The organism is Rhodococcus sp. 06-418-5 (assembly GCF_002258285.1).
Classification (GTDB): Bacteria; Actinomycetota; Actinomycetes; order Mycobacteriales; family Mycobacteriaceae; genus Rhodococcoides.
The window spans coordinates 47,580-59,893 of the sequence record NZ_NOYE01000014.1 but is presented as its reverse complement, the minus strand read 5'-3'; the positions used below and the strand labels follow the sequence as shown (position 1 = coordinate 59,893).

The 12,314-nt window shown below is 64.6% G+C and carries 12 protein-coding genes; 8 read left to right on the top strand and 4 right to left on the bottom strand.

From position 1 onward, the window contains the following. Positions 1-24: 24 nt before the first annotated feature. From adhP to CH274_RS10110, 3 genes are all read left to right on the top strand, one after another. On the top strand, positions 25-1,035 hold the full coding sequence (adhP, locus tag CH274_RS10120) for an alcohol dehydrogenase AdhP (RefSeq protein ID WP_037193942.1): 1,011 nt from the start codon (positions 25-27) through the stop codon (positions 1,033-1,035). A gap of 137 nt (positions 1,036-1,172) precedes the next feature. Next, entirely contained in the window at positions 1,173-1,904 is a 732-nt protein-coding gene (locus CH274_RS10115; protein ID WP_094630250.1) for a GAF and ANTAR domain-containing protein, read from the top strand. A 137-nt stretch (positions 1,905-2,041) separates the two neighbouring features. Next, positions 2,042-2,461 carry a hypothetical protein gene (locus CH274_RS10110; RefSeq protein ID WP_094633409.1) on the top strand — a complete coding sequence of 140 codons (420 nt, stop codon included), beginning with the start codon at positions 2,042-2,044 and terminating at the stop codon, positions 2,459-2,461. Between the two features lie 58 nt (positions 2,462-2,519). Here CH274_RS10110 and CH274_RS10105 read toward each other — a convergent pair whose 3' ends face one another. Together CH274_RS10105 and CH274_RS10100 are read right to left on the bottom strand one after the other, a co-directional pair. Further along, entirely contained in the window at positions 2,520-3,050 is a 531-nt protein-coding gene (locus CH274_RS10105; RefSeq protein WP_094657339.1) for a flavodoxin domain-containing protein, read from the bottom strand. Positions 3,051-3,174: 124 nt separating this feature from the next. After that, positions 3,175-4,086, bottom strand: a complete 912-nt coding sequence (locus CH274_RS10100; protein ID WP_179275691.1) for a universal stress protein — start codon at positions 4,084-4,086, stop codon at positions 3,175-3,177. A gap of 194 nt (positions 4,087-4,280) precedes the next feature. Here CH274_RS10100 and CH274_RS10095 point away from each other — a divergent pair, with 194 nt between their 5' ends. From CH274_RS10095 to CH274_RS10080, 4 genes are all read left to right on the top strand, one after another. Then, on the top strand, positions 4,281-4,946 hold the full coding sequence (locus tag CH274_RS10095) for a response regulator (protein WP_037193950.1): 666 nt from the start codon (positions 4,281-4,283) through the stop codon (positions 4,944-4,946). Continuing rightward, complete coding sequence (locus tag CH274_RS10090) at positions 4,939-6,642, top strand: sensor histidine kinase (RefSeq protein ID WP_037193952.1); 1,704 nt, start codon at positions 4,939-4,941, stop codon at positions 6,640-6,642. Before CH274_RS10095 ends, CH274_RS10090 begins: the two co-directional genes overlap by 8 nt. Before the next feature lie 107 nt (positions 6,643-6,749). After that, entirely contained in the window at positions 6,750-7,592 is an 843-nt protein-coding gene (locus CH274_RS10085; protein ID WP_094657337.1) for a universal stress protein, read from the top strand. Then, positions 7,589-8,473 carry a universal stress protein gene (locus CH274_RS10080; RefSeq protein ID WP_094645882.1) on the top strand — a complete coding sequence of 295 codons (885 nt, stop codon included), beginning with the start codon at positions 7,589-7,591 and terminating at the stop codon, positions 8,471-8,473. The genes CH274_RS10085 and CH274_RS10080 overlap by 4 nt, the downstream gene beginning before the upstream one ends. Before the next feature lie 11 nt (positions 8,474-8,484). Here the strand turns inward: CH274_RS10080 and CH274_RS10075 are convergent, their stop codons facing one another. Together CH274_RS10075 and CH274_RS10070 are read right to left on the bottom strand one after the other, a co-directional pair. Next, on the bottom strand, positions 8,485-10,875 hold the full coding sequence (locus CH274_RS10075) for a phosphoketolase family protein (RefSeq protein WP_094657336.1): 2,391 nt from the start codon (positions 10,873-10,875) through the stop codon (positions 8,485-8,487). Next, positions 10,872-11,750, bottom strand: a complete 879-nt coding sequence (locus CH274_RS10070; RefSeq protein ID WP_094657335.1) for a universal stress protein — start codon at positions 11,748-11,750, stop codon at positions 10,872-10,874. Before CH274_RS10070 ends, CH274_RS10075 begins: the two co-directional genes overlap by 4 nt. Before the next feature lie 149 nt (positions 11,751-11,899). Here CH274_RS10070 and CH274_RS10065 point away from each other — a divergent pair, with 149 nt between their 5' ends. Then, the gene (locus CH274_RS10065; RefSeq protein WP_094630259.1) at positions 11,900-12,295 is read left to right on the top strand and encodes a DUF6153 family protein; all 396 of its coding nucleotides are present in this window, start codon (positions 11,900-11,902) and stop codon (positions 12,293-12,295) included. The last annotated feature ends 19 nt before the right edge of the window (positions 12,296-12,314 follow it).

The following is a 12,314-nucleotide window of genomic DNA, read 5'->3' as shown; positions in this document are numbered from 1 at the left end:
TTCGATAGTTGGAGGAAATCCACGATGAAAGCTGCTGTTGTCACCGAGTTCGGCGGACCCCTGGTCGTCAAGGACATCCCTATCCCGACACCCGCACCGGAGCAGGTGCTGGTGAAGATGGAGACGTGCGGAGTCTGTCACACCGATATTCATGCAGCGCAGGGGGATTGGCCGGCCAAGCCGACCCTGCCGTTCGTTCCCGGGCACGAGGGAATCGGCGTGATCGAGGCCGTGGGATCGCAGGTCGACACGAGTCGAATCGGCGAACGCGTGGCGATCGCGTGGCTCGGTTCGGCGTGCGGCGAATGCGATCACTGCGTGTCCGGATGGGAGACGCTGTGCGAGACACAGCAGAACAGTGGCTACTCGATCGACGGGGCCTACGCCGAATACGCTGTGGCCCATGCGAAATACGTCGTCCGCGTTCCCGACGGCATCTCCTCGTTCGACGCCGCTCCGCTGACGTGTGCCGGCGTCACCACCTACAAGGCAGTCAAGGTCGGCGGTGTCACACCGGCTCAGCGCGTGGCCATCTTCGGCGTCGGCGGACTGGGCCACATGGCGGTGCAGTACGCCAAGATCGCGGGCGGATTCGTCACCGCAGTCGACATCGAGGAAGAGAAGCTCGAACTTGCACGTGAACTCGGTGCCGATCACACGGTCGACTCGTCGAAGGTCGACCCCGTCGAGGAGATCAAGGCGCTCGGCGGAGCCGATGTGGCCATCGTGTTGGCCGTCATCCCGAGCGTGTTCGATCAGGCCTTCCGTTCGCTTCGCCGCGGCGGTCGACTGGTGTGTGTCTCGATGCCCGCTCACGGTGTGTTCCCGGTCCCGATCTTCGAGACGGTCGTCGGCGGAATCTCCGTCCTCGGTTCGATCGTCGGTACGCGAAAGGACCTACGTGAAGTATTCGCACTGCACGAGGCCGGGCGGACCACGGTATCGGCCGTATCGCGCAAGTTGGACGAAGTGAACGAGTGCTTCGACGACCTCATGGGTGGCCGCGTCACCGCTCGCCAGGTGTTCGAGTTCTGACGTGGACCTCGTCGGTCGCAGTGGACCGATCCCGGTGCTCCTTCGTCCGAGCGACTCGGCTGTCGGTGAAGCCGTAAGGTCGGGGTGGGCAGGCGCATACCCGAAAGGCATGTGTGCCCACAACGGAGTGAGCAGTGATGAACGCAGGGGAACACGAAGACGACCTCCGGTCGAGCCTGGTCGACCTCAGCAAACTGCCGATGACCGATCTGTCTCTGTCCGACACCCTCTCTCACGTGGCGCAACTTGCAGTTCGGGCCGTTCCCGGCGCGGACGGTGCCGGATTGACGCTCCTGCATCCCGACCGCCCCGACACGATTGTCGCGAGCGCGGAATTCGTCCGTGCCGTCGACGACATCCAGTACGGACTCGGCCAAGGCCCCTCCATCACCGCAGCTGCCGAGGGCATCACCGTTCGATCCGGTTCACTCGAAACCGACCCTCAGTGGCCGGAATTCGGTCCGAAGGTCGGTCGAATGGGAGTGCACAGCGTGTTGTCTCTTCCGCTGATCACCGCAGGCGGTGTGCTCGGCGCGATGAATGTCTACGCGCGCCGGCCCGACGCGTTCGATGCTCGCGCTGCAGAGTTGGGCGACCTGTTCGCGGTACCGGCTGCGGTCTCGGTGCAGAACGCGCGGGCGCTGTCGAGTGCCGCCCGGCTCACCGAGCAGCTCGAGATGGCACTGAGCAATCGCTCCGTGATCGACCAGGCGATCGGGGTGCTGATCAGCCGAAGCGGATGCACCGGAGCCCAGGGGTACGACAAGCTCCGATCGTTGAGCCAGAGCGAGCACAAGAAAGTCGCAGTGGTCGCTGAGGCCATGGTGGGCGAGGCGATGAAGACGGCCCGCTCCCGTTCCCGCACGTAAGGGCGTAGCGTTCGAGCCGCGAGCGCATTCCGAGGCATCGAGTCCGACTTTTCCTCGCGCTCGCATACCCGCCCGGCAGGATGCCGCGGGTATATCGGACGAATCGAATCGGCGATCGGCCCGCACCTGGATTCTCGATGAAACTTCCGCCTCGATTGCTGGACGATCTTGCGACGCTGACCGAATCACTGGACAACTCGTCCGTCGATCTCGCGCGCTTGGCCGGGCAGTTGGCGGCCGACATCGATGTGGCCGTCTCGGATGTCGGCTCGATCACCCTGACGTCGATCGTCGACGGTGAACGGTTCGACGTGGTGATAGGGACCAGAGATCCGGTCCGCGGCGGAACCGATTCCGGGGCTTCCGAGCCGCGATCTCTTGCCGATGTGAGTGAGGTGAACCAGGCAATCGGTGTTCTTGTTGCCAGTGGCCGCACGGTTGCCGAAGCGCGTGCAGAATTACGCAGAGTCGCCGAGCGCTGGAACCGATCGACAGTCGACGAGGCCGGCCGCACCCTGCGTGACGCTCGGGGTTGGTTTCCACCCGCTCGGCCGTAGGTCCCGGAGCCGAGCACCCAGGTGGACGAGGGAGTCCGCGGTCACTCGTCTTCGGCGTTCAATTGAGCCGAGAGGCCTCATCGGCCCGGAGCATAAAAGGTGTGAGATGGGAGGCGATGACCACCGCCCACGACATGACCTCTGCTCGTGGTCTGCTGTCACCATCGGAGGCACCGATCAGTCGCACGACGGCACGCTCGAACAGTGACAACCGCGAGTTCGTCAGCTTGCCACCGAACACGCGATGCTCGATCACCCAGTCGGCCTCGGTCTCTTTCGGCCGAGCTTTCGGCGGAGTGCTGTCGTCCACCGGGCCACTCGAGAAGAGCCACACAGGAATTGCCTCCAGTTCGGCCTGTTCCCTGGTGACCAGCGCGCGTGCGTCTCGGAGCCATCGGCCCATGTACACGCCACTGCCGATTATCGCGGCGTCGTACTCGGCAATGCTGTCCACGTCGCGGGCATCACGAACATCGACTGTCGTCGTGCTGTCGATGCTGGACAGTTCCCGCAGAATCGACGAGCCCAGCCACTGTCCGATTTCTCGGGTGGCGCCGTGGCGGCTTGCTGTTGCGATCATTATGCGCATGTGGATGTCCTGTCGGTTCGGCTTCGGTTGAATTGCAGTGCAAAATGATTCATGTCCGTCAGGTGCTGCAGTCGATCCGGATCGGCGCACGCATGTCGCGGGTCGAACAGTTCTTCCGCAGTTTTCACAGGTACTCCTTCGTCGCAGGCGTTCTGTTGCGCGCGGCACTGGGCACAACGGTGACCGGACACGATGCGCGTGCCATCACCGAGCGGCTGGTCGAGCCGAGCATCATTCCGGCGAATCCTCCGCGACCGTGACTGCCCAGCACCACCAGTTGGGCGCTCTGCGCGTGGTCCAGCAGTGCGTGGACCGGTCGGTCTCTGACCGCCACCTGTCGTAGTGCCACCGTCGGATGCCGACGCGCGCAATCATCGACGGCCCTTGCCAACACGCCGTCGGCTTCGGGTCGATGGTCCGCCCAATCGAGGCCGGGAACCGACATCCCTATCGACAGATCCGAATCGGCCCACGCGTGCAGTGCGGTGAGTGGAGCGCTTCGGACTTCTGCCTCCTCGAACGCCCGCTCCACCGCGGCCATGGCGGCCGAGGTTCCATCGACGCCGACCACGACCGCCTCGAACCCCGTGTAGCCGCTCATCGGCCATGCATGTACGACCGTGACCGGGCAGTGTGCATGCGTACTCAGCGCGACGCTGACCGAACCCAACGACGTGCGTTGTGCCGCACCGAGTCCGCGTGTCCCGATGACAACCATCCGAGACGTCTCGGACATCTCGAGTAGAGCGGCAGCGGCGGGGCGGTCCGACAGAACCACGTCGACGGCGATGGTGGACACGGCCGACCCCGTCGGCCGGGCTATCGACATCGCCTCGTCCAGAATGCGGTTCGTCTCGAACCTCAGATGCGCGGATGTCCGTTCGGGTAGGGCATCGAGGCCCGTGAGAACCGTCGGGACGGCCGAGACGATCGTCAGGTCGAAGCCGTGCAGTTCGGCATCGAGCACGGCCCACCGGACAGCGTCCAGAGACGCGGCCGAACCGTCGACTCCGACGACGGTGTGGGATCTGCCCATCTGATGAGTCCCTTCGAGGTGGTGCCAGAGCTCCATCAGACTCTTCGGCTCGGCATCCGCGCGCCAGGACAACTACACCGAGATCAGGGACTTTCGGCCCCACTTTCGATGACCAAAGGTCGAGCTCTCCCGTGTGCGGGTCCGTAGTGTTGGGAAAGGATGCGACCACCGAGGACGCGGGTGAGGGGTTGGACGTGGTCACAGTGTTCTTGGTCGACGACCACGAGATCGTGCGTCGAGGTCTGATCGATCTCATCGATTCCGATCCCGATCTTTCCGTGATCGGTGAAGCCGGAAGTTGCGCACAGGCACTCGCTCGTATTCCCGCGTTGAGGCCGGACGTCGCCGTTCTCGACGTTCGACTGCCGGACGGCAACGGCATCGAGCTCTGCCGCGAATTGCTCGACCGACTGCCCGATCTCAAGACCATGATGCTGACCTCGTTCACCGAGGACCAGGCCATGCTCGACGCGATCCTCGCCGGCGCGAGCGGCTACGTCGTCAAGGACATCACCGGTATGGAGCTGACTCGCGCGATCAAGGATGTCGGCTCCGGTCGGTCGCTGTTGGACAATCGCGCAGCGGCCGCGCTGATGGACAAGCTGCGGGCGGGCACGGCCGCTCCCGGACCGATCGATCACCTCACCGGGCAGGAACGGACATTGCTCGACCTCCTGGGGGAGGGGCTGACGAATCGGCAGATCGCCGCTCGAATGTTCCTGGCGGAGAAAACCGTCAAGAACTACGTCTCCCGGTTGCTGGCCAAGCTCGGGATGGAGCGCCGCACCCAGGCAGCGGTGTACGCGTCGAGGCTGGCCGAAACGCATCCGCGAACGCAATCCGGGCCGTCGGATGGATGATCACCGCGGACCGGGTCTTCCGCAGCTCCGCCTCGGTGAACTGCTGGCCGAGGTGCAGGACCGAATCGGTCGCATCGCGGATGCACGAGTACAGGCGGACGGTCTGCTCGATGCGATGTTCGTCATCACCTCGGGCCTCGACCTGGAGGTGACGTTGCGGTCGATCGTGGAGTCGGCCGTCAACCTCGTCGGTGCCCGGTACGGTGCACTCGGCGTGCGCGGCGAGGGTCACGAGCTGAAGGCGTTCATCCATCACGGCATGGAAGAGCAGGTGCGCGAGGCGATCGGCCCACTTCCCACCGGACGAGGTGTGCTGGGTCTGCTCATCGACCAACCTCATGTGCTCAGACTCGACGACTTGTCGTCGCATCCGGAGGCAGTGGGCTTCCCTCCCAACCATCCGCCGATGAAATCGTTTCTCGGCGTGCCCATTCGGGTGCGTGACGAGGTGTTCGGAAACCTGTACCTCACCGAGAAGAAGGACGGAGCCCAGTTCACCGAGGACGACGAGGTGGTCACCCGGGCTCTCGCCTCGGCGGCCGGAATCGCGATCGAGAACGCACACCTGTACGAGGAGTCGCGGATCCGGCAATCGTGGATGGAAGCGATGCGGGACATCGGTACCGAACTGTTGGCCGGGAGCGACATCGACGAAGTGCTGCACATGGTGTCGAGGCGGGCATTGCATCTGACCGGGGCCGACAGTGCGTTCATCGCTGTTCCCGCCGACGCGGCTCCGAACTCGGACACGGTCTCCCGGTTGGTCATCTCGGTCGCCGAGGGGCACGACGCAGACGCTCTGGTGGGTTCGCTCATCCCGATCGAGGGATCGAGTTCCGGTGCGGCATATCGCCTTCGGACCGCTACCCGCAAGGAGGAGCTGGACTACCGACCCAACGCGCATGTGGCGAACACCTTCGGCCCGGCCCTGATCTCGCCGCTTCGGGTAGCCGACGGCGTGCGAGGCGTCCTGGTGACGCTGCGCCGAAAGGGCGGACCGGTCTTCAGCGACTCTCAACTCGATCTCATTTCCAGCTTCGCCGACCAGGCCGCACTCGTGATGGAGATGGCCGACACCACGCGGCGCATGCACGAGCTCGACGTTCTCGCGGACCGTGATCGGATCGCCCGAGACCTTCACGATCACGTCATCCAACGGATCTTCGCGGCCGGATTGTCGCTGCAGAGCACGTTGCAGAAGACCGAGCTCGACGACATTCGTCAACGTCTGACTCGCACCATCGACGACCTGCAGGACACCGTGCAGGACATTCGTACGACGATCTTCGACCTGCAGAGCTCGACACACTCGACCACTCGTCTACGGCAGCGCGTCAACGGAGCCGTCCTCGAACTCACCGAAAGCGTTCCCATTCGCGCCGTGGTTCGCATGTTCGGGCCCCTGTCGGTCATCGACAGTACCCTCGCCGACCACGCCGTTGCCGTCATTCGCGAAGCGGTGAGCAACGTCGTCCACCATGCTCGGGCCCAGACCGTCAACGTCACCCTGGCGGTCGGGGACGATCTCCGCATCGAGGTCTCCGACGACGGAATCGGACTGGACGAGAACATCACTCGCAGTGGACTGGCGAACCTCGAGGCGCGGGCAGTCGACTGCGGCGGCACGATGACCTTCGGGTCGTCCGCGGCCGACGCAGGTGGCACCGAGCTGATCTGGTCGGTACCGCTGCCCTGACGGCGGACGACCTAGGTCACTTGTTCCGATGACCTCGGACTGCTGTGCCAGGTGTGCCTGCGCTCGTAGCGTTCTCGTCGTAGACGCGCACCATCGAGAGGCATCTGATGAACACTTCACATTCCACCGGACCGGTCGTGGTCGGAATCGACGGATCGGAGACCGCACTCGATGCGGTTCGGTTCGCCGTGCAGGAGGCACGCGGGCGGGGCACGTCACTTCGCTTGATCCACGTGATCGACAGACATGCGGTGCCCGAAACCGTCTACGGCGCTCCGGATGTCGACGGTGACTATGCCCGCGCGGCATTGAGTAGCGCAGAGGATGCGGCCGCAGCGATCGATCCGGCGGTTCTCGTGGAATCGGTCGTTCTGCAGGGTCGGCCCGAATCGGTGATGTCGACCGAGGCCGGATCTGCGTCTCTGCTGGTACTGGGGACCACCACCGGCAGTGCGGTGGCCGCCTGGGTACTCGGATCGATGGTCGGTGCCGTGGTCGAAGCATCGCCCCACCCCGTCGCGATCGTCCGTCATTTCGACGCCGAACGCCGCGGCCCGGTCGTTGCAGCCCTGGGTGACGCCGACGTCTCGCAAGCCGATGTCGTGGTGGCTCAGGCATTTCACGAGGCATCGATCAGGGCGGCCAGCGTCTTGGCGGTGCACACTCAGGCTGTCTCCTCCATTCTCGCGTCCGCTCTCAGCGGCCCGGGCGACGGGCTACACCCCGAATCGGCAATGGACGTTCGGCTCGAACCCTTCGGCGCGGACTATCCCGACATTCGTGTGGCGTCGGTGTATGCCGAGGCCGACTCGGGATCGGAACTGGTGGCGGTCTCCGAGACAGCCCAGCTGATGGTGGTCGGTCACGAGCGAGACCGAGTGCCCGGACGAACACTGACCGCCGTACTGCGGCAAGCCCATTGCCCCGTCCTCGTCGTCCCGCACGCATGAGTACCTCGAGGCAGTCTCCGATCGTTGTCGGTGTCGACGGTTCCGGCTCGTCGCTCGACGCAGTCGGATGGGCCGCGCATGCGGCCGAGTTGCGTGGGGTACCGGTGAAGCTGGTGTCCGCATACCAAGTCAAGGCTCTGTACACCAGCTTCGTCGCGTTGCCGTCGCACATCGGCTCCGAGGAGCACACGGCCGCAGAGTCGATCCTCGCCTGGGCGTCGCTGGTCGCTCGACGTTCGGTGAACAACCCGGACGCGCTCGTCATCACGAGTGAATCGATTGTGGGACCGACGATTCAGGCCATGCTGGAGCAGTCATCGAGTGCCTCGATGATGGTGGTCGGTTCGCGTGGCAACGGCGAATACTTCGCCGAACTGCTCGGCTCGGTGAGCACCGCGGTGGCCGTTCAAGCGCACTGCCCTGTGGTCATCGTGCCGGGAAGCGTGGAGCTGCACTCGTCGGGAGGCCCTGTTGTCCTCGGAATCGACGGGTCGCCGCACAACCAGAACGCTGTTCGGTTGGCCTTCGACGAAGCCTCACTCCGGGGAGCGGAACTGGTTGCAGTCCACGTGTCGACGGACGAACTGATCTCGGCGCCCGACGCGTCCGCCACCGACAGGTCCGATGCGATCCTTTCGAACGGTCGAACCGTGTTGGCAGAGAGCCTGTCCGGCTGGAGCGATCAGTACCCGGACGTCGTGGTACAGCAGAAGATATTGCGCGGCAACGTGGTCGAGAAGATCCTCGAGGTATCACCGCGGGCGCAGGCCGTCGTCGTCGGTTCGAGCGGCCGCAACGGTTTCAGCGACCGACTTCTCGGATCCACCGTCCGGTCGCTGGCCCACCGCGTCGACTGTCCGCTGATCATCGCCCGCGGGTAGTCACCTCGCGGTCACGACCACCGCCATTGTCGAATCTCGGGAAGATCCTCGAAATGTTCCCGGATGTAGGCATCGTGCCGAACGAGTTGGTCCTGGCAGTGCTGCCGCAGTCGTTCGGCACCGGCCGGCGCAGTGCCCGCTCGGTCGAGTGCTGCGAGCGCGAGGTGATAGCGACTGATCTTGTTGAGCACCACCATGTCGAACGGTGTTGTGGTGGTGCCTTGTTCGATGAATCCGCGAACATGGAACCGCTGGGCGTCGGGTCGGCCGTGCATCAGTTGGTGCACCGCGCGGGGATAGCCGTGGAACGCGAAGACCACATCGACAGAGGCGGTGAACAGATCGACGAACTGCTCGTCGGAGAATCCGTGCGGATGATCGACGACGGGGAGCAATGCCATCAGATCGATGACGTTGACCACGCGGACCCTGAGCTCGGGAGTCCACGTGCGCAACAACTGTGCGGCCGCCAGGGTTTCCTCGGTCGGCACGTCGCCGGCACACGCCAGAACGATCTCGGGATCTTCCTCGGTACCGGTCTCCTCGGTGCCGGCCCAGTCCCAGCGGGACGCACCCGCCGCTGCATGCGCCCGTGCCTCGGGAAGCGTCAGATACTGCGGGTGACTCTGCTTGTCCACCACCAGAACGTTGACGTGACCTCGACTGCGGAAGCAATGATCGGCAACGGCGAGGAGGGTATTGGAATCCGGTGGTAGCCATACGCGCACGACGTCCGGTGCCAGGGGAATTACCGCGTCGATCAGTCCGGGACCCTGATGGCTGAATCCGTTGTGGTCGTTGCGCCAACACGTGCTGGTGAGCAGCACGTTGAGCGACGCGACCGGTGCTCGCCATGCGAGTGTGGCGGCGTGCTGCAGCCACTTGGTGTGCTGAATCAGCATCGACACACTCACCATGGCGAAGGCCTCGTAGCTCGCGAACAGGCCGTGTCGACCCGACAGCAGATACGCCTCGAGCCAGCCCTCGCACAGATGCTCGCTGAGCACCTCCATCACGCGGCCGTCGGGACCGAGATCGTCGTCGAACTCGGTGGTCGGCAGCTGCCAGCACCGGTCGGTGGCCTCGAACACGGCCTGCAGGCGGTTGCTCGCGGTCTCGTCGGGACAGAACAGGCGAAAGTTGCCGCCGCCGTTGGGCTGGGCGTTGTCGAGGTAGATATCGCGCATCATCTCCCCGAGTACGGTGGTCGTCTCGTGCGACGTGCGACCAGGGGACTCGACGGTGAGCGCGTAGTTCTCGAGGTCTCGAATGACCAAGGGCTGCAGCAGCACACCGCCGTTTGCGTACGGGGTGGCACCGAGACGTTCGGTGCCCGACGGTGCGAGCTCCCGAATCGACGCCACCGGGGCACCGTTGTCGTCGAACAACGATCGGGGATCGTAGGACAGCAGCCACTTCTCGAGCAGTTCCAGGTGTGCAGGATTCTCTCGGACACCCGACAACGGCACCTGGTGCGCCCAGTGGGTGCCCTCGATGCGCTTGCCGTCCACCTCGTGCGGACCGGTCCAGCCCTTGGGCGTACGCAGAACGATGGCGGGCCAGGCGATGTCGCCTCGTGGGTTGCCGCCTCGTGCGGCGTGCCGAACTCTCCCGATCGCATCGTGGGCGCGGGTGAGGGCAGATTCGAGGGCCGGGAAAACCTCTCGCGGGTCGGTGCCCTCGACGAAGATCGGTGTCCACCCCTGGCTCCGTAGGAAGCGTTCGACTGCAAGGTCGGCGCTACGACCGAGAACCGTCGGGCCGGAGATCTTTCCATCGTTGAGATGCAGGATCGGCAACACTGCGCCGTCACGGACCGGGTTGAGAAAGGCGGGGATCTTCCACGAACCGGACAGGGGACCGGTTTCGGCCTCACCGTCCCCGACTACACAGGCGACGATCAGATCGGGATTGTCGAACGCTGCGCCGGCGGCGTGGACGAGGGCGTAGCCCAGCTCGCCGCCCTCGTGAATGCTGCCCGGGGTCTGGACGCTCACGTGGCTCGGAATGCCTCCGGGAGTGGAGAATTGACGGCACAGCCGTCGAACTCCGTCGCTGTCGAGCGAGACGTCCGGGTAGATCTCGCTGTACGTGCCTTCGAGGTAGGTGTTCGCCACCATCGCCGGGCCGCCGTGTCCCGGCCCGGTGACGTACAGCCAGTCCGAATGGGTTCGGCGAATCACGCGGTTGAGGAGGGTGTAGATCATCGACAGGCCGGGACTGGTGCCCCAATGCCCGAGCAGCCTCGGCTTGATGTGCTTCGATTCCAGTGGCCGACGCAGCAATACGTTGTCCTGCAGGTAGATCTGAGCCACCGTCAGATAGTTCGCCGCGGCCCAATAACGCAGGTCTGCGTCCAGTTTCTCGGAATCGTATGTGGTGTCGACGGTCGGCGTGGTCATCGGTTCGTGGGAACGACGACTACGGGAACGTCCACCGAATGCAGCACCGCACGTGAGGTGGAACCGAGAAGCATCGACGCGAATCCGCCCCGACCACGGCTCCCCACGACGATCAACTGCGCAGTATCGGACGCACGGACCAGTTCACGAACTGGCCTGTCCCGAACCACCACCCGGTGGATGGTGACGTCCGGATAGTCCTCCGACCATCCGGCCAGGCTCTCCGCCAACGACGTCTTCTCGGCGAGTTCGGAGTCGACCCACGGTCCCTCGTCGTCGCGCGTCAACACGCTGCCTAGTTCGAGGTCGCTCCAGGCGTGCACCGCAACGAGGTCGACCCCCCGCAGCGATGCTTCCTGGAGGGCGAACCCGATGGCCGGTTGGCTGTTGGACGTGCAATCCACACCGACGACGACCGGTCCGTCGCCGACGATGGTCGACTTGATCACTGCCACAGGGCATTTGGCGTGTGATATCACCGCGGTGCTGACCGACCCGATCAGTCCGCCGGTGAACTCGCCGAGACCCCTCGACCCGACGACGATCAGGGCGGGTGCGACGTCGAAATGCGTCAGGTTTCTTGCAGCGGAGCCGTGCTCGAGGCGAGTGTCGAGAATCAGCGAATTTCCGGCCGCTGCCTTGTGCGCTACATCGACCGCTGCGGTCAGCACACGCTTGGCCTCGATATCGGGGTCCGTGAACGCGCCCATCCGAAGGCTGATGGCGTCACCGTAGGTTCCCGGTGCAAACAGCGACGACGTGACCAGCTCGAGCGGGGCGTGGCGTCGAACAGCCTCGCGCGTCGCCCAGCGGACCGCGCCGAGGGATGTGGCGGATCCGTCGACTCCGACGACTATCCGGTTCGATGCAGTCATGACCTTGTCCCGTCCATTGACCTTCGCGTGTGGAACACCTCGAGCATTACCGAGTGGGGCCGATGCGGACAGAGGCGGAAGTCCTTCGGTGTGGGGCGGAAGTCCCTACCAGTTACCCCTAGGGGGTATGTCTTGCTATCGTCGATGTCATGCATTCAGTGATCCGACGCAGTCGCCCGGGCTTCGCCTCGGCGACCGGATTGCTGATCGCGCTGACGATCTTCGGGGTGCTGCTGATGCACTCGGTGACACCGACCATGTCGGTGAGCAGCGAACACGCTGCCATGGCGTCGACGACCCACCACGAGGATCCGGTACAGGTGGCGGACGGCGAACACGACTGCCCGTCGACGCATCAGATGATGCATCCGTGCGCGGGAACCACGGTGGCGTGGGCTGCGTTGTCGGTCCCGGCGACGAGCGTCGATGTCGTCCACGCCCCGATGTCGGACGACGGTATCGGTGGGCGCACCGACTCCATCTCGGAGCGTGCGCCGCCGTGGACCCTCTGGGAGCTGGACAGATCGGTGACCTTACGAGTGTGACATGCAGTCCGGTGGACGC